Raw genomic sequence first — 18,239 nt, 5'->3', positions numbered from 1 at the left:
TCTAGAATGACTTGTCAACACTTTTTTCGAAGTTTTTTTCACTTCTTGGTGTTGGCTGCTCCTTCCGAAACAGCTAATCTATAATATCATCTCTGACTTGTCTTGTCAATAACTTTTTTAAAGTTTTTTTCAAACTTTTTTCAGTTACTGAACAATTTCCTTGAGACTTTATTAGTCTATCAAGTTTGTGAACCAATGTCAATACTTATTTTCTATGCAATAAGTGAAAGCAAAAAGAAGATCTCTAGTATCTCCTTTTTTCATTTTTTATAGAGCTGCTCGCATGCGTGCTTGTGAATTTTCGACATTTCGTATTGAGCGCGGTAAGAACGCACGGATGTCATCTTCTTTATAACCCACTTGCAATCTCTTATCATCAATTAAGATTGGACTTTTCAAGATTCTTGGGTTTTCTTGAATCAAATCAATCACTTCACTAACACTGAGCTCGTCGATATCACAATTTAGAGCTTTAGCATAGCGATTTTTTGATGAAACAATGCTCTCAACACCATTCTCTGTTTTTGATAGGATGTTTAAGATTTCTTCTTTTGTAAGTGGTTCTTTACCAAGGTTTTGTTCTTTATAAGGAAGTTGATGGTTGTTCAACCATGTTTTTGCTTTTTTACAACTTGTACAACTTGAGATTGTATAAATCTTAATCATGTTAATTCTCTCTTTCTGTCACATGATACTATTATCTTATCATTGTCCTTAGTTTAAGAAATCGGTCTAGCGACCTATTTTGAATCTAAGGGGACTTTTTCAATTATCATAGATTTTTTTTACTTAGATTAAAGTCAAAACCACCCGTCTAACGGGTGGTTTGATCAAGGGCTATAAGCCCATAATACCAGCCAGCGCCTAAAGACGCTGGCTTTCACTTTGTTCAAGCCTTATTGCTTTTGACTCGTCACAAGCCTCTCAAAGAGGCATTCGCATTACTTACCATTATCCCTAAAGGGATTTTCATATTCTTTCACGCTTAATTTATCCAAAGCGACATCATGCTTCTCTTGTTCCTGAATATATTTCTTAATTGTGGCTTCATTAAGTCCTACCGTACTTACATAATAACCTTCTGCCCAAAAATGTCTGTTCCCAAATTTATATTTTAAATTGGCGTGTTTATCAAACATCATTAATGCACTTTTACCTTTTAAATATCCCATAAAACTAGCTACTCATTCGTGGTGGAATACTTACTAACATATGGACATGATCTGGCATTAAGTGGCCTTCTATTATTTCAACGCCTTTATATTGGCATAGTCTATGAAAAATCTCTCCCAGACTACTCCTATATTGATTATAGATTATTTTTCGTCTATACTTAGGTGTAAATACAATGTGGTACTTACACATCCATTTTGTATGTGATAAACTGTGAGCTTTTTGCGCCATAGCCTTAACTCCTTCCGCTTTACAATTGGCTTGAACACCTATATTGTAACTCGTTTGGAGTTTTTTGTTATGACGGTATAACCTTCGATGCGCACCCGCATAGCGGGTGGTTTATCTGTTTCGCACCTTCGGAGCGAAACGGACTTAAAGTCACATAAAATCAAAGAAAAAAAGAGCTCTTCGGCTCTTTTACACTTATTCTTCAATTTCAATGGTTGAATCAAGGTCTAAAACAAGTTCATCAGATGTTTCTTCAACTTGTGCTTCTTCAACACTATCCTCTTCATCTGGTTCAATCAAACCATAGTGTACACGTACTTTATGATCAATTTCTTCAAAAATATCTGGATGATCTGCCAAATATTTTTTCGCATTTTCAGATCCTTGACCAATCTTCTCTCCATTATATGAGAACCATGCTCCGGCTTTTTGAATAATTCCTAAATCACTAGCGATTTTTACAAGCTCACCTGTTTGTGAAATCCCTTCACCATACATAATTTCGACAAAGGCTTCTTTAAATGGTGGGGCAACCTTGTTTTTGACAACCTTGATTTTAGTTTCCTTACCAACATTTTGGTCTTTTTTATCACCAGTCCCTTTGATTTGCGTATTTCCACGTACATCAAGACGTACTGATGCATAGAATTTCAGAGCACGTCCACCAGGTGTTGTTTCTGGATTACCAAACATAATACCAACTTTTTCACGCAATTGGTTAATGAAGATAGCAATTGTTTTTGTTTTATTAATAGATGCAGATAGCTTACGCATGGCTTGACTCATCATACGCGCTTGAAGCCCAACATGACTGTCACCAATATCTCCATCAATTTCTGCACGTGGTACCAAGGCCGCAACTGAGTCAACAACAACCAAATCAACTGCACCAGAGTCAATCAGCTTACCTGCAATTTCGAGACCTTGCTCACCTGAATCAGGTTGTGACAAAAGAAGCTCATCGATATTAACACCTAGTGCTGCCGCATAAGCAGGGTCAAGGGCATGCTCTGCATCGATAAAGGCAGCGATTCCGCCTTCTTTTTGCGTCTGAGCAACAGCATGGAGGGCTACAGTCGTTTTACCTGATGATTCTGGTCCGTAAATTTCGATAATACGACCTTTAGGATAACCACCTGCACCAAGAGCAATATCCAAAGCTAGCGAGCCTGAGCTCATAACCTGAACCTTCTGCTCTGCACGCTCACCAAGACGCATAACTGCACCCTTACCAAAATCTTTTTCAATATTCTTCAAAGCATCATCAAGTGCTTTACGACGCTCATCTCCAAATTTCTTTGTAATTTCTTCTGTTTTCTTTGTTTTCTTAGCCACTTATTTTCCTCTTCTTTCTATAGTTAAAGACAAACTTAAATCAAGTTGTCTCTTGTAATAAAGCTTGGCGAACTAGGTTAAAGGCATAGAGGGTACTAATATATCTAACGTCAGAACGACTTCTTCCACCTATAACAACCTTGATTGACCTTACTTGATTCCTATCAGCAATACCAATAAATACTGTACCTGCTGGGTGTCCTTCTAATGAATCTGGTCCAGCTACACCGGTAAGTGCAATTCCGTAATCGCTATCTGTTTTAGCTCGGGCACCTTCAGCCATTTTTTCTGCAGTAAAATGACTGACAACACCATGTTTTTCTAGTTGCGACAAGGGAATATCCAACATTTTAGATTTTTCTTCAATGCTGTAAGTAACAAAGCCGCCTTTAAATACTTGTGAGGCTCCTGAAAAATCAGCAATACTAGCCTGAAATAAACCTGCTGTTAGGCTTTCAGCTGCAGTGATAGTCTTGCCATGGTTCTTAAGCAAACGAAAAGCTTCAAAGGCTAAACTATTAGACTCTCCATACCCATAAATAAAATCAGATAAGGATTTGCCATCTAGAGTTTTAGTAGAACGAATTTGTTTTTCTAAAACATCTAGTTTTTGATCTGCTTCTTCTCGTGAAGAAGCCTTTGTAGACAAGCGAAGTGTTACTTCCCCCACTTTAGCGTATGGAGCTATGGTTGGATCTGTTTGGTTAACAATAAAATCCTTCAGAATAGTCACCAATTGACTTTCTCCAACGCCAAAGAATCTTAGGACTCTCGAATAAAGACTTGCGTGATTCTCAGTAAGTGCTGGAACAAGTTCCTGATTCACCATAGGTTTGAGTTCACTTGGTGGACCAGGTAAGACTACATAGGTCACCCCTTGAGCAGTAATGACGCCTCCAACTGCAAGACCTGTAGGATTTTGCAAGGGGATAGCCCCCTCAACAATTTGCGCTTGACGTTCATTATTAGGCGTTCGTGTGTGTTTAGGGCGAGTAGCAAAGAAACTGTCCAGCTTTTTACTTGCCTCCTCATCAAAAACAAGTTTTTTTCCTAAGAACTTAGCTAGGGTTTGCTTGGTTAAGTCATCCTCAGTAGGGCCAAGTCCACCACAAAGAATAACTAAATCACTACGTTGACTAGCCTGATCAAGAACTGAGAGTAGGCGGTTTTCATTATCACCTACTGCGGTGTGAAAATATACATCGATTCCTAGTTCAGCTAGTTTCTCAGATAAAAATTGGGCATTGGTATTGGTGATTTGCCCGGTTAGGATTTCGGTTCCTACTGCAATCAATTCAGCTTTCATTGGTTCACCTATATTACTATTCGTAAAATAATCTCAAAAACATGTTCGTTTATAAACTAACATGTTTTCCTCGTCTTGTCAATCAAATCCACTCATTTATTTGAAGTCACAGTTATTTTCATGATCATTCACAAATCCTGCGGCTTGTAAAAATGAATATATAGTAGTCGGTCCTAAAAATTTGAACCCTCTCTTTTTTAGATTTTTGGCAATCTGTTGGGATAAATCAGTCGATGATGGGACGTCCTTATATGTGGGAACATTATTTACCAAGGGCTTTCCGTCAAAGAACTGCCAAAAATAATGGGACAAGGAGCCAAATTCATCTTGGAGTTTTAGTACTTGTTTGGCATTATTTACGGTTGCTTCTAGCTTAAGTTTGTGACGAATAATATCCGGATTTTGAAGCGCTTCTTCAAGTTCACTTAGGCTAAACTGGGCAACACGCTCAATATCATAGTTATGAAAAACACGATTAAAGGCCTGACGTTTATTTAAAACAGTTAACCAAGAAAGTCCTGACTGATAACTTTCTAAGCAAAGTAGCTCAAAAAGTTTTTGATCGTCACCAATAGGCTTTCCCCACTCCTTGTCATGATAATCACAATATAATTTATTGTTTGTTGGAACCCAACGACAACGATTGACCATTGCTTACCTCATTTCATCAACATCTTAAGAGCTGATTTAATGTATTGCTCTGCCGTTTCATTAGTACCTTCGAAGAAGGCTTTGATTTTCTTAAGTTCTGCAGCTTTATAACCTAGAGCAAGCAAAGCTTCCATAGCCTCATCCAACTGATGATTTCCTTCAGGTTGACTTGGTGTCGTCTTGGTCGTTTCTGTTGGTAACTCTGCAAATTTCCCTGCCAAGTCCAAAACCATTTGCTGGGCTGTCTTTTTACCAATCTTTGGAAACTTCATCAGGTACTTGATGTCACTATTATCAATGGCAGCCACCAAGCCTTGATTATCATCTACAGCAACAATGGCTAGAGCAGTCGTCGGACCTATTCCAGAAACTGAAATAAGCCTAAGGAAGACTTCTTTTTCATCTTCAGTATGGAAACCAAAAAGAAGGTGGGCGTCATCCCTAATAACCTGATGAAGGTAAACTTGGATAGTCTGATTCATCTGGTCAGAAAAACTATATGGGTTCGCTACAGTGACAATATAACCTAGGCCGTTTGCTTCTATAACAATATACTTGGCAGTAATTTTCACTAGAGTTCCCTTGATGTAATCATACATAGCGTGTGATTTCCTTTCTCGTTAGTATCTTCAATGGATTGCTTTGTTATTTTATACTTATAAGATAATTGTCTTGAGTGTTTATTTGTCATCTCAAGCACTGCTGTACTATTGTAACAAAAAATCCACTCGAAAGTGGATTCTGTTTGCTCCATTTTAAGGATGACTACTCGTCTTTAAAGTATCTGTAATCATCTTTAGACCTAATAGAATATATGTTACAACGCCTAAAGTAAAGGCAATGCTAGAAACATTTACTAGGGCATTCTCCAAACTTGGTCGACCTAACCAAGCCAAAATATAGAAAATCAAGCTAGTCGCTAAAAATGTTAAGCCAACAAGTAAAAAGTGTTTATTAGTTTTTGTTAGGTGTCTCATCACTCTACCTCCTAACTTAAAAATCAGTCAATCATCCTACAATGATGTGCTAAAACATTAGAAGATTCCTTGTCTTCATCACTATTATAAATCTAACGTTCCTATTCGTAAAGTAAGACGAAAAAAAGTTTTAATACTTCCCTAGGTCACGTAGACTGGTATGATTTTCTTGAATTCGACGGAACATTTTTTCCATATCAGACTTTGTAAAGTTGACAAGTACAGGACGTCCGTGAGGACAATTGTAGGGGTTTTTACACTGTGCAAGCTGTACTAGAAGGTCACGCGCAGAGTAATCATCGAGAGCATGATTGGCCTTGATTGAACGTTTACAACTCATCATGATGGCTAACTCAGCACGGTAGGTTTTGACAGACACTTCATTCGTCAAAAGAAGCATGTCGCACATCTCATAGACTGCAGATTCAATCTCTTCTTCCTTCATCCAGATAGGATGTTCACGAAGAATGAAGGTGTTATTCCCATAAGGCTCCAAATAGATACCAACCTGGTTAAGAAGAGGCATTTTTTCTTGTAAACTAATGTAATCTGCCCCTGAAAATTCAAAGAGATAGGGAACCAAGAGCTGTTGTAAACTACTGTCAACCTCACCAATCTTTTCGCGATAGTACTCATACTTAACACGTTCTTGGGCAGCATGCTGGTCAATGATGTAAAGTCCACCTTGTCCTTGAGCAAAGAGATAGGTTCCATGCATTTGACCAAAAAACTCCAACTCAGGGAAGGTTGAGGTTTCCTCATTGTCCAGATTTTCAAGCATGCGCTTCATTTTCGACTTGTTTTTATAATCAAGTTTTTCGTGTTCACTATCACTTTCATCTGCTGAACGTTGTGCTTGTTTAACAGATGGTTGCGGTTTGTTTTCTACCGATGAAACTGGAGACTCTGACTCTGATACAAGAGGTTTGATATCCTCTTGAACTGTCTCTGGTTTGACAAAGAAATCATTACGACTGCTATCATAGTAAAGATTGGTTTGTTTGAGTGGAAGACTGGTTTGAACCGGCTTAGTTGCACCTCTAGTACTAGACTTGGCTAGATTTTCAAGGGCATCAGGAATCAAATCCTGCTCTCTAAGGCTTTGAGCAATGGCAGAGCTGATAAGAGCCATGAGCTCTTTTTCTTTAGAGATACGTACTTCCTGCTTTGTTGGGTGAACATTGACATCAGCCAAGTAGGGATCAATCTGAATATCAATAACCGCAATAGGGAAGCGCCCTACCATGAGTTTAGAACCATAACCATCAAAAATAGCACGGTTAAGTAGGAAGTTTTTTATATAACGTCCGTTAATGAGAATCGTGATGTAGTTACGATTCGCACGGGTCAACTCAGGGAGACTAACATAGCCAGAAACTTCAAAATCAAGGTCAGAATTTGAAATTTCCATCATTTTTTTAGCCGTTGTCAAACCATAAATCCCAGCAATCGCTTGACGGAGGTCTCCAGTACCTGAGGTCTGTGTCAACTGACGACCGTCATTAAGCAAGGTGAAGGCAACTTCGGGATGAGCTAGACTCAGACGATTGACAACATCGACAATATGAGCCAACTCAGCCTGTAAACTCTTCATATACTTGAGACGAGCTGGGGTATTATAAAATAAGTTTTCAACGGTAATCTTTGTTCCAACTGGTGTTGAAATAGGATCCTGACTCTCAATTTCCCCACCCTTGGCAACCAGTTTAGTCCCATAGGCTTCTCCATCAGCCGCCGTCACAATGGTAAGATGACTGATAGAAGCTATTGATGGCAGGGCCTCACCTCGAAAACCAAGAGTTCGAATACGAAAGAGGTCTCCTTGATTTTTAATTTTACTTGTTGCATGACGGCGCAAACTCATAGCTACATCAGATTGAGCCATTCCTTCGCCATTGTCTGTAATTTGAATTTTTGAGAGGCCTGATTCTTCAACTTCAATAGTAATCTGGGTGCTGCCTGCATCAATAGCATTTTCCACCAGCTCTTTAACTACACTAGCTGGTCGCTCTACGACCTCTCCAGCAGCAATCTGATTGGCTAGAACTTCAGGCAATTCGATGATTTTTGGCATAATTATTTTTTCTCCCTTCTAAAAGGTTGATACATTCACTGGTGCTGACTGTTACTTATGCTTACTATAAAGCCACAACTCACACACAACTGTTAGCCAAGATAAGGCTGTGGCTATAACAATCATATCCCCATGACGAAGGTTGAACCAAATGAGCCCAGAAAAAATCAAGAGGTAGATGATTTGGAAAATCCATTGGTAGGTTTTAGGCGAGCTTGTAGAATCCATAAACTGCTTAACAAAGAAATAAAGCAAGAGCAGGTTCAGTGTTAGTGCCTTTTCAAAAGGTGTAAAAAAACTCAAAATCAGACTGCAGGCAAGAAAAATTCCTGCTAACCATTTCATTATAGATTTCATGTGATTACCTCGTCAGTACGTTTTCATTAAGTATAGGGGTTTTCTAAAATATTTTCAACCACTTAGACACCATATGGGACCACATAGACAAACGCTATTGCTGTGGACTAGTAAATAGTGTTTAATAAAGGTGTGAAAGGGAGGAGGCCTCCTCAATTACAAACAAGAAAGGATAGTTATGAAAATAAAAGTTCAGATTGACTCGGTATTTCAAGAAGAGACGTTGCAGATTCAGGCACCTAGTCGGACGCCAAAGATTCAGCAAGTCGTCGAGTTTGTCGAAAGTTTGGATGACAACCACCGACTCAAAGGAAAAAAAGATGGAGAAACTTATCTTATCGAACCCAAAGCTATTTCCAGAATTTACATCGAAAATCGACAAGTTCTAGCTGAAACTATTCAAGGAGAGTACCCCTTAGGCTTACGTCTCTATCAAGTTTTAGAAAAACTGCCATCTTACTTTATCAAAATTTCACAATCAGAGATTGTCAACCTCAAAGAAATTGAACGCTTCAACATCACCCCTAACGGCCTCGTAGAAATTCACCTTAAAAACAAGGAAACTACCTACTCATCACGCCGTTACCTCAAAGCAATAAAGGAGAAATTACAATGAAAAAACAATTTTTTAAATCAGGCACAAGTGGCATCCTTATTGGATTAGCTGTATCTATGATTATGTCCCTTATCTGGGCACCAAGCTACATGCCTCTAAATCCTCACTCAGCCATTGGACAATGGATGACGTCACATCAGGTTCACGGATCTATAGTATTGGCCTACTGCCTCATCACTTGGTTTGCTATCGGTATTCTTTTTGAAATCGCTAGTTATATTTTCCGTAAAGCTGAATGGAGTTTGCTTCGTGCAACCCTCACTCACTACGCCTTGACCTGTCTAGGTTTCATTCCACTAGCTACCCTCAGCGGATGGTTCCCTCTACGTTTAACTTTCTACTTGGAGCTAGTCATTGAATTCAGCCTTATCTATCTCCTCGTTTGGGTCTTCTCTTATTGGAAAATGAAAAAGGATATTGAACAACTCAACCAAGAATTGAAACACCTATAAAAGACAAGAAGCCTGTCAATTGACAAGCTTCTTTTATAGTTTCTGTTTTAAATCTGCTACAGCCATCATGACCTGCATAGGTGTCATGTTGTAAATATCTAAATCACGCAACTCTTGAAGAACTGGATTTTCAGTAAAATCATCAAAGAGAGAGATTTGCTCGTTGACATGCGTTTCAGTGGCAGATTTCTCTTGAGGCGATACCTTTTCCTGAGGTTGGATGGTAACTGTATCGCCCTCTAGTTGTGTCAAGATGGTGTCAGCACGTTCCAGTAAATCTGCTGGTAAACCTGCAATCTTAGCTACATGAATACCATAAGATTTGTCGGCTGGTCCATCGACAATCTTGTGAAGGAAAGTCACTTCACCGTCCTTTTCAAGTGTCGCCACATGAACGTTTACAAGGTGTGTCAAACTGTTTGACAGGGCTGTCAACTCATGATAATGGGTAGCAAACATGGTCTTAGCCCCCACCTTGTCATGAATAAACTCAATAATAGACTGAGCTAAGGCCATACCATCATAGGTAGCTGTCCCACGTCCCAACTCATCAAAAATAATCAAGGAATTAGGTGTCGCCCGCTTAATGGCCTGATTAGCCTCCATCATCTCAACCATGAAGGTCGACTGACCTGAAATCAGATCATCTGCAGCACCAATACGTGTATAGATAGCATCAAAAACTGGCAAGTCAATACTATCTGCTGGCACGTAAGACCCCATCTGAGCCATAACTACTGACAAGGCTAACTGACGCATATAGGTGGATTTACCACTCATATTTGGTCCTGTGATGAGCTGAATATTGGTCTGACTGTCAAAGGTAATGGTGTTTGGAATGTATTCTTGAACGCCCATAACCTTCTCAACCACTGCATGACGGCCTTGATCAATAACAATACGATGCTCATCATTGAACACAGGACGAACATAATGATTAGTCTCTGCTACAACAGCTAGACTCTGAAGCACATCGACTGTCGCAATAGCCTTAGCCAAAGATTGCAAACGGTCAATATAGCGTTCAACCTGCTCACGGACACGCATGAAAATATCATATTCCAGCGTTGATGATTTTTCACGCGCCTCAAGCATTTCACCTTCTATCTTAGCCAACTCAGCAGTTCCAAAGCGCTCTGAATTTTTCAGGGTTGCCTTGCGGAAGAAATGGTCAGGAACCAAGCTAAGGTTAGAGTTGGTCACATGGAAGTAATAACCATCTTTACGGTTATAATCAATCTTTAGTGTTGTAATACCAGACGCTTCACGTTCCTTGGCTTCGATATCTGCGATCCATGACGTTCCCTCACTCATCACCTTGCGATACTTGTCCAAGGTCTCATCAAAACCAGCACGGATAATGCCACCTTCTGTAATGGTTGCAGGGGCATCAGGATCAATAGCCGACCGAATCAAACTCTCTAATTCTGGCAGAGCATCTAACTCTTGTAAAAGACGTGACAAGGCATCGTCATTAAAAGACTCCAAAATCGCCTTAATCACCGGTACTTGAGCCAAAGTATGACATAGCTGAATCAAATCTTTTGGATTAGCCTTGCCAAAGGAAACACGACTGGCCAGGCGCTCAATATCGTAAACACCTTTTAGACTCTCAGTCAAGTCACTACGCTCAAAGAAATTGTCCAAGAAAACTTGGATAATATTCTGACGCTCGGTGATAGTGGCTTGATTCACTAAAGGACGATCAATCCAAGTTCGCAAGAGACGCATTCCCATAGCTGTCTTGGTTTCATCCAAGAGCCAGAAAAGAGATCCGTGTTTCTTGCCCGTTCTAGCATTTTCAAGTAAATCCAAACTTGACTTGGTCGCATAGGACATCTGCAAGTAATCCTTAATCTCATAGTGCTGAGCCTTTTGTAAATGACTGAGCTCTCGCATCTGAGTACGGTGCACATACTGGAGAAGTTTACCAGCCACACTGCTTTCCAAATCTGTCAAGCTAGTGTCAATCAAGTGGACATCATCGTAAACCTCTGTTTCCTTGGAGAGAAGCAGGTTGAGTTGCTTCACCAAAACTTGTTCATCAGCTTCAGGTAAATCATACCCAACGACTACTTCACGTGCCTTAAGATTCTGAATTTCACTGCAAACTGAACTAAAATCATCCAACTCTGTCGCAAAAAATTCACCCGTTGACACATCCATATAGGCCAGGCCGAATCGACTTCCAGCCTTGTCAATGGCTACTAAGAAATTGTTGGCATTATCAGGTTTAGAGCTGTCAACCACTGTCCCTGGCGTGATAACCTGAACTACCTCACGCTTAACCACGCCAACAGCCTGTTTAGGGTCCTCCATCTGCTCAGCAATGGCTACTTTGTAGCCCATCTCAACCAAGACATCAATATATGCTTGAGCCGAATGATAAGGAACACCTGCCATAGGAATGGGATTATCTGCGTTCTTATTACGACTGGTTAGGCTAATTTCCAAAATTTGAGCAGCCTTAACGGCATCATCGTAAAATAATTCGTAAAAATCCCCCATCCGAAACAGCAAAAAAGCATCTGGATAATTTTCCTTGATATCCAAATACTGCTGCATTCCTGGAGATATTTTTTCCTTAGCCATGTCTTAACTCCTCGTTAATCTTTTCTTCGATAGACTTGGTCACATATTGAATCAAGTCACTGGCATCCTGCATCTTTTGACGGTAATCCTGAACAATGGGCAAATTTTCCAACTCATTCTGAATCAAATCTGCCTGCTCACCTGCCTCCTCATAGGCACGTTGTTTCTCAATTTTTTGAAAAAGCACCGCTTCTTGTTGATAGGCCTTCATCTGTCCAGCCAGATAACTAATCTGAGGAATCTGTCCAATAGCTTTCTCAGCCTCTTGAAAAGCAAGAACCGCCTCATGGTTTTTGAGGAGGTCGATTAACTCTTCTTTGGCTTTTTGGAAATTCTGATGAGGAGTCTTCATCAGTGAAACTCACTTTCCAATCTTTCAGCAACCACTGCGTCCTTACAGATTACCAATAGGGTATCTGCGCCAGCAACGGTTCCTAAAATTTCAGGATTGCCGTCACTATCAATCAGGTTAGCCAAAACATCTGCTTCACCCAATTCTGTATGGAGAACCAGCATAAACTGGGCACGGGAAACTGATTTGACATAGTCCTTAACCGTAGGATCCAAACTTGAAAGCACATGCTCAGACAAACTATAGTAAAGTTTACCTTCCTCATCACGAAGCTTCAACAGGCCAATCTCACGCAAATCACGTGACAAGGTAGCCTGTGTAACCGTGATACCTTCCGCCTCTAGGCGTTGCTTAATTTCCTCTTGTGTCCCAATCTTATCTCTTGAAATCATCTGTTTGATAACAGCTTGACGATCTCTCTTCATTATCTTTCCTCTTTTTATGTATATTCCTTGCATATTATAACAGAATTTTTGTATTTTTTCATGAAATACTTCTTGAGAGATACTTTCTTGTCCCTACCCTATTAACTAAAATAATGGTAAAATAGGTATGAATGACAAGATTTGAAATGGAGTACCTATGAATACTAAAGAACTCATTGCAGCAGAAATTGGCAAAGTTGTTCCCGAATTGGAACAAGAAAACATTCAAAATCTGCTTGAAACCCCTAAAAATGCTGACATGGGGGACCTCGCCTTTCCTGCCTTCTCATTGGCTAAAGTCTTGCGCAAGGCCCCTCAAATGATTGCAGCAGACATCGCTGAAAAAATTGATGCTTCAAACTTTGAAAAAGTTGAAGCTGTTGGTCCTTACATCAACTTCTTCCTTGATAAATCAAAAATCTCAGCGGACGTTCTTGGACAAGTCATCGCTCAAGGCAGCCACTACGCTGACCAAAACATCGGTCACGGACGTAACATTGCCTTTGATATGTCTAGTCCTAACATCGCTAAACCTTTCTCTATCGGTCACTTACGTTCAACAGTTATCGCTGACGCTCTTGCCAACATCGTAGCTAAACAAGGCTACAAACCAGTCCGCATCAATCACTTGGGTGACTGGGGTAAACAGTTTGGTATGCTGATTGTTGCCTATAAGAAATGGGGTAGCGAGGAAGCTGTCAAAGCTAACCCTATCAATGAACTCCTTCAACTTTATGTGCGTATCAATGCCGAAGCTGAAAAAGACCCATCTGTAGATGAAGAAGCTCGTGAATGGTTCCGTAAATTGGAAGCTGGTGACGAGGAAGCAACTGCCCTCTGGCAATGGTTCCGTGACGAAAGCTTAGTAGAATTCAACCGTCTCTATGATGAACTTGGTGTTTCATTTGATAGCTACAACGGTGAAGCTTTCTACAATGATAAGATGGACGAAGTCGTTGACATCTTGACAGAAAAAGGACTTCTCCAAGAATCTCAAGGTGCCCAAGTGGTTAACCTTGAAAAATACGGTATCGAACACCCAGCCCTCATCAAAAAATCAGATGGTGCAACACTCTACATTACACGTGACTTGGCTGCTGCCCTCTACCGTAAACGTACTTACGACTTTGCCAAAGCCATCTATGTGGTTGGTAATGAACAATCTGCCCACTTCAAACAGTTGAAAGCTGTTCTTAAAGAAATGGGCTACGACTGGTCTGACGATATGACTCATGTTGCCTTTGGTCTTGTAACTAAGAACGGTAAGAAATTGTCAACTCGTAAGGGTAACGTTATCTTACTTGAGCCAACTATCGCTGAAGCTGTTAACCGTGCTCAAGCTCAAATCGAAGCTAAGAATCCAAACTTGCCTAACAAGGAAGCTGTTGCCCACGCTGTTGGTGTCGGAGCTATCAAGTTCTACGACCTTAAAACAGACCGCATGAATGGTTATGACTTCGACCTTGATGCCATGGTATCCTTCGAGGGGGAAACTGGACCTTACGTACAGTATGCTCACGCTCGTATCCAATCTATCTTGCGCAAGGCTGACTTCACGCCATCTGCAGATGCCACATACAGCCTAAACGACGTTGAAAGCTGGGAAATCATCAAACTCATCCAAGACTTCCCACGTATCATCAACCGTGCATCAGATAACTTTGAACCATCTATCGTTGCTAAATTTGCTATCAGCTTGGCTCAAGCCTTCAACAAATACTATGCGCATATACGTATCTTGGACGAAAGCCCAGAACGTGACAGCCGTTTGGCTCTTTGCTACGCAACAGCAACAGTCCTCAAAGAAGCCCTTCGCCTTCTCGGTGTTGAAGCTCCAGACGAGATGTAAGCCATATTTAAAACGCCTAAGGGCGTTTTTTTAGTGACCAAAAAAAGAACCCAACACATGGTGTTGAGCTCTTTTGGAGATTATGAAAAAGAAAAGTTCGTTGTTCTACAAAAAGTGTAAGCCAACGAGACTTACTGAACAAGGTTCAGTAAAAGTTATTTAGGAGACTTAAAGTATAACCTCCCTACCTTAAAGAAACCTTAAATCGCAGAAAAAAATCCCCAAAGGGATTTTCACAGCAGTCCAGAGACCACTGAAAAGATACGATTGTACAGGCTTCCCAACCTCTTCTTCCTAATCCTCCAAGGTGACCGCTTGTCCAATAGAATCTTTATATAACTATATTACCTTGTTTTGGAAGGGTTTTCAAGTGTTTTCTTAAAATACCCTAATAAAACTCAAAAAACAAAAAAAGCCTAGATTTCAAGACTTTCTTCGGGGAGATTTGTTATGAAAAAATTATGTTTACCTCTAGCTCACAAAAGCTAGCTGCTTTATTAGGATGGTTATAATATATCTTAATAAGCTTAAAGGTAACTTAAGAAATTATTATCTTGCATCACTTTTTAAAACGATAAGTAAAATAAGTAATAGTAAGCACCCATTAGGAATATCCATATCTAAAAACCAAGACGGTGCTTTAAGACTACCAATATCATTCATAATCCGGATGATATTATAAGCAACACTTACTATTAAGAGACTAAGTTCCGGTAAATAGCTAAGTCGTCCTTTTAAGATGGCTAACTTCTCCTTTCTGATAGTTTTCTTTGATGACCCTATTATAAGGCTAAAAAGGAATCAAAAATAGTGACATAAATGTCACCATCAAAAAAAAAAAGCAGGCTAGACCTGCTTTTTGCTATTTTGTTTAGGTTAGTCACCCAAACCGATGCGTTCGAAGATTTCATCAACACGTTTAGTATAGTAAACAGGGTTGAAAATCTCGTCGATTTCTTCTTGAGTGAGACGTGATGTTACTTCTGGATCTGCTTCAAGAAGTGGTTTGAAGTCTACTTGGTTATCCCATGATTGGGCAGTCTTTGGTTGAACAAGGTCGTAAGCTTGCTCACGCGTCATGCCTTTTTCAATCAAAGTAAGCATCGCACGTTGGCTGAAGATCAAACCAAATGTAGAGTTCATGTTGCGAATCATGTTTTCTGGGAAGACCGTCAAGTTCTTGACGATATTTCCAAAACGGTTAAGCATGTAGTCAATCAAGATGGTTGTATCTGGTGTGATGATACGCTCAGCTGATGAGTGAGAGATATCACGTTCATGCCAAAGAGCAACATTTTCATAGGCTGTTACCATGTGACCACGGATAACACGTGCAAGACCTGTCATGTTTTCAGAACCGATAGGGTTACGTTTGTGAGGCATTGCTGAAGATCCTTTTTGACCTTTGGCAAAGAACTCTTCCACTTCACGTTGTTCAGATTTTTGAAGACCACGGATCTCAGTCGCCATACGCTCGATAGAAGTTGCGATGCTAGCAAGAACCGCAAAGTACTCAGCGTGAAGGTCACGAGGAAGCACCTGTGTAGAGATTTCTTGGGCACGGATACCAAGCTTGTCGCAGACATATTTTTCAACGAATGGTGGGATGTTGGCAAAGTTACCAACTGCACCAGAAATCTTACCAGCTTCCACACCAGCAGCCGCATGCTCGAAACGCTCGATGTTTCGTTTCATTTCGCTATACCAAGTCGCCAATTTAAGACCAAAAGTTGTCGGCTCAGCGTGCACACCGTGGGTACGACCCATCATGATAGTGAACTTGTGTTCTTTCGCTTTGTCAGCGATGATGTTGAGGAAGTTTTCAAGATCCTTGCGGATGATATCGTTGGCTTGTTTGTAGAGGTAACCATAGGCAGTATCGACCACGTCAGTAGACGTCAAACCATAGTGAACCCACTTGCGCTCTTCACCAAGAGTCTCAGAAACCGCACGTGTGAAGGCAACCACATCGTGACGAGTTTGTTGCTCGATTTCCAAAATACGGTCGATGTCAAAGCCCGCTTTTTCACGAATCAAAGCCACATCTTCTTTAGGGATTTCCCCCAATTCAGCCCATGCTTCGTCAGACAAGATTTCCACCTCAAGCCAAGCACGGTATTTATTTTCTTCACTCCAAATGTTCGCCATCTCAGGGCGTGAATAACGTTCGATCATAATTAAGATATTAAGGGCGTTAAGCGGACAAAGTCAAAATAGGAGTTTAGACGAAGAAGCGTCAGCTTCTAGGAAAAACTATCTTTTTGACCAAGTCCGTAGCCCGTATTCAGTTTTTGTGAATACGAGTACCCTTGTTCCTTTCTTTTTATTTATATTTTTCTATGTAAAGATTGGGAGTATGGGACTAATGCTGAATATCCGTGTATATTTCTAAAACCTATGGTACTCAGCTTCCAATAAATATCTTCCAAGTTCAAAAATAACTCCCGAATAAAAAATTAGCTTTTTATCATAGGATAATGCAATAGTTGAATCATCCAATTTCTTTCTATAATTTAAACCATCAAAATATATATTTTCATACAAATTTGAATAATTATAGACAGCCTTTATAACAGTCTGTCCTTCATGTTGAAATCTCGCAGCAAATTGTGAGTGATTGGCTCCATTACAAACTGCAATATCCATAGGATAAATATAATGATTTTCTATATTACTACTGTAACGTTCCCCATCAAAAACATTGTTATCATTTATGTCTTTGAAGTTTCTTATTATCCTATCAGAATTCCAAGTATTCAATAAAATAGGAAACTCTCTAATAGCTATTTTTATCGGACCATCTTCTCTAATCGTTTTATCACGATAGAACTTCAAATCATCCGGATGAATTTTTTCGCAAATTATTTCATCAATAGTCACATCATTTCTATCTGCAAGCATATTATAAATTGTCTCAATTGACGAATTATCTTGTGCATCATGAATTGTTTCAATAGTTTGAATAGCTTCATCAAAATTTAAATACTCTATTATAATCGATAAGAGATTTTTAACTACTACTATTTTTTCAGATGTATTAGATTTCTCAACTATATTTTTATAATTGAGAAATCTACTTTGATAATCAACCGCATCCTCTTTTACTGACTCAATTTCAAAGAATCTCCTAACAAAACTTAGCATCAACACTTCCTTTACACTTAATTTTTCTATGACATAATGACATTCTGATTGAGTCTGTGATAAATTCTCTAATCATAATGTCATAGGAAATCTCAATTCTACTTTTCCTTTTTAGTTTTTAGGACATATTTATATACAAAATCAATAAAATCTTGGGCCTCACTGGGACGAAGATCCCAATGCTTTTGAAGTAGTGCCTTTGTTCTTTCCTCGTCAATTCCAGCTTCCAAAAGAGCTGTTGCAGCCTTTCCAATGTTATCTAATCGCTCATTATATGCTGCATCATCTAGCTTAGCTTGTTGATTTGCTATAATTCTTTCCCGCATATCTTCCCAAAAACCCGTCATATAAAATTCTCCTATCTTGTTTCATGACAATCTCTGCAATAATAAGCCTTTTTCTACCTCTCATTACTATTTACTATTTGAATACACCCTCCCTTTTTCTATCTATCAAATAATTTAGTCTGAGCTCACTCAAATTCTTCTTTCCCAATCCACACAGATGGATAATGATCTAGTGTATTCAAATCTGTATCCAGCGGGGCATCATAGATAGCTAAATAGTTTTCAGGATATTGTGCAACTAGCTCTTCATACTTTGCTCTCACTTTTTCGTGATTGCTACTAGCATACAAGACTTCGACGACTGCTCCAGTCTTATCTTTTTCAACAAATGCATTAACGATGAGTTGAATCATAAAAC

Annotated in this window: 18 protein-coding genes and 1 pseudogene; 3 read left to right on the top strand and 16 right to left on the bottom strand. The window is 39.6% G+C overall.

The window, feature by feature from the left end:
* Positions 1 to 267: 267 nt before the first annotated feature.
* The 9 genes and pseudogenes from spx to PCY16_RS10825 all read right to left on the bottom strand — a co-directional run bounded on the left by spx (position 268) and on the right by PCY16_RS10825 (position 8,104).
* The gene (gene spx / locus PCY16_RS10865; RefSeq protein ID WP_002886328.1) at positions 268 to 666 is read right to left on the bottom strand and encodes a transcriptional regulator Spx; all 399 of its coding nucleotides are present in this window, start codon (positions 664 to 666) and stop codon (positions 268 to 270) included.
* Between the two features lie 275 nt (positions 667 to 941).
* Positions 942 to 1,404 (bottom strand): annotated as a pseudogene (tnpA, locus tag PCY16_RS10860) (IS200/IS605 family transposase).
* A 195-nt stretch (positions 1,405 to 1,599) separates the two neighbouring features.
* Complete coding sequence (gene recA, locus PCY16_RS10855; RefSeq protein ID WP_002889600.1) at positions 1,600 to 2,739, bottom strand: recombinase RecA; 1,140 nt, start codon at positions 2,737 to 2,739, stop codon at positions 1,600 to 1,602.
* Between the two features lie 40 nt (positions 2,740 to 2,779).
* Positions 2,780 to 4,045, bottom strand: a complete 1,266-nt coding sequence (locus tag PCY16_RS10850; RefSeq protein ID WP_195414019.1) for a competence/damage-inducible protein A — start codon at positions 4,043 to 4,045, stop codon at positions 2,780 to 2,782.
* A gap of 96 nt (positions 4,046 to 4,141) precedes the next feature.
* Positions 4,142 to 4,696: a DNA-3-methyladenine glycosylase I gene (locus tag PCY16_RS10845; RefSeq protein WP_145517477.1), complete on the bottom strand. Its 555-nt coding sequence runs from the start codon at positions 4,694 to 4,696 to the stop codon at positions 4,142 to 4,144.
* A gap of 8 nt (positions 4,697 to 4,704) precedes the next feature.
* A complete protein-coding gene (gene ruvA / locus PCY16_RS10840) occupies positions 4,705 to 5,295 on the bottom strand; it encodes a Holliday junction branch migration protein RuvA (RefSeq protein WP_195414020.1) in 591 nt (196 codons plus the stop codon).
* 156 nt (positions 5,296 to 5,451) lie between these two features.
* Entirely contained in the window at positions 5,452 to 5,673 is a 222-nt protein-coding gene (locus tag PCY16_RS10835; RefSeq protein ID WP_037597288.1) for a hypothetical protein, read from the bottom strand.
* A gap of 130 nt (positions 5,674 to 5,803) precedes the next feature.
* A complete protein-coding gene (gene mutL, locus PCY16_RS10830; protein WP_195414021.1) occupies positions 5,804 to 7,747 on the bottom strand; it encodes a DNA mismatch repair endonuclease MutL in 1,944 nt (647 codons plus the stop codon).
* 51 nt (positions 7,748 to 7,798) lie between these two features.
* Positions 7,799 to 8,104 (bottom strand): hypothetical protein, encoded by a 306-nt coding sequence (locus tag PCY16_RS10825; RefSeq protein WP_037603797.1) that lies wholly within the window; start codon positions 8,102 to 8,104, stop codon positions 7,799 to 7,801.
* 178 nt (positions 8,105 to 8,282) lie between these two features.
* Here PCY16_RS10825 and PCY16_RS10820 point away from each other — a divergent pair, with 178 nt between their 5' ends.
* Complete coding sequence (locus PCY16_RS10820; RefSeq protein WP_013989911.1) at positions 8,283 to 8,720, top strand: LytTR family DNA-binding domain-containing protein; 438 nt, start codon at positions 8,283 to 8,285, stop codon at positions 8,718 to 8,720.
* Positions 8,717 to 9,172 carry a DUF3021 domain-containing protein gene (locus PCY16_RS10815; protein ID WP_060972120.1) on the top strand — a complete coding sequence of 152 codons (456 nt, stop codon included), beginning with the start codon at positions 8,717 to 8,719 and terminating at the stop codon, positions 9,170 to 9,172. The genes PCY16_RS10820 and PCY16_RS10815 overlap by 4 nt, the downstream gene beginning before the upstream one ends.
* Positions 9,173 to 9,205: 33 nt before the next feature.
* On the opposite strand, the gene mutS is transcribed toward PCY16_RS10815, so the two are convergent.
* From mutS to argR, 3 genes are read right to left on the bottom strand one after another with little or no spacing between them, the layout of a single operon-like run.
* Complete coding sequence (mutS, locus tag PCY16_RS10810; protein WP_195414022.1) at positions 9,206 to 11,764, bottom strand: DNA mismatch repair protein MutS; 2,559 nt, start codon at positions 11,762 to 11,764, stop codon at positions 9,206 to 9,208.
* Entirely contained in the window at positions 11,757 to 12,116 is a 360-nt protein-coding gene (locus tag PCY16_RS10805; protein WP_195414023.1) for a YlbF family regulator, read from the bottom strand. Before PCY16_RS10805 ends, mutS begins: the two co-directional genes overlap by 8 nt.
* Entirely contained in the window at positions 12,116 to 12,544 is a 429-nt protein-coding gene (gene argR / locus PCY16_RS10800; protein WP_171963598.1) for an arginine repressor, read from the bottom strand. The genes PCY16_RS10805 and argR overlap by 1 nt, the downstream gene beginning before the upstream one ends.
* Before the next feature lie 154 nt (positions 12,545 to 12,698).
* Between argR and argS the strand changes: the two genes are divergently transcribed.
* Complete coding sequence (gene argS, locus PCY16_RS10795) at positions 12,699 to 14,390, top strand: arginine--tRNA ligase (protein WP_195414024.1); 1,692 nt, start codon at positions 12,699 to 12,701, stop codon at positions 14,388 to 14,390.
* Positions 14,391 to 15,266: 876 nt separating this feature from the next.
* Here argS and purB read toward each other — a convergent pair.
* The 4 genes from purB to PCY16_RS10775 all read right to left on the bottom strand — a co-directional run bounded on the left by purB (position 15,267) and on the right by PCY16_RS10775 (position 18,234).
* Entirely contained in the window at positions 15,267 to 16,565 is a 1,299-nt protein-coding gene (gene purB, locus PCY16_RS10790; RefSeq protein WP_195414025.1) for an adenylosuccinate lyase, read from the bottom strand.
* 213 nt (positions 16,566 to 16,778) lie between these two features.
* Positions 16,779 to 17,534 carry a DUF6710 family protein gene (locus PCY16_RS10785; protein WP_195414026.1) on the bottom strand — a complete coding sequence of 252 codons (756 nt, stop codon included), beginning with the start codon at positions 17,532 to 17,534 and terminating at the stop codon, positions 16,779 to 16,781.
* A gap of 98 nt (positions 17,535 to 17,632) precedes the next feature.
* Positions 17,633 to 17,881 (bottom strand): cell division protein MraZ, encoded by a 249-nt coding sequence (locus tag PCY16_RS10780; protein ID WP_195414027.1) that lies wholly within the window; start codon positions 17,879 to 17,881, stop codon positions 17,633 to 17,635.
* Positions 17,882 to 18,006: 125 nt separating this feature from the next.
* Positions 18,007 to 18,234 carry a phosphoribosylaminoimidazole carboxylase gene (locus tag PCY16_RS10775; RefSeq protein WP_195414028.1) on the bottom strand — a complete coding sequence of 76 codons (228 nt, stop codon included), beginning with the start codon at positions 18,232 to 18,234 and terminating at the stop codon, positions 18,007 to 18,009.
* Positions 18,235 to 18,239 lie beyond the last annotated feature (5 nt).

Origin of the sequence: Streptococcus sp. SS4 (assembly GCF_030440125.1) — a bacterium.
In the GTDB taxonomy this organism is placed as follows: Bacteria; Bacillota; Bacilli; order Lactobacillales; family Streptococcaceae; genus Streptococcus.
The sequence above is the reverse complement of the archived record's forward strand: the minus strand, read 5'-3'. Positions and strand labels throughout refer to the sequence as shown.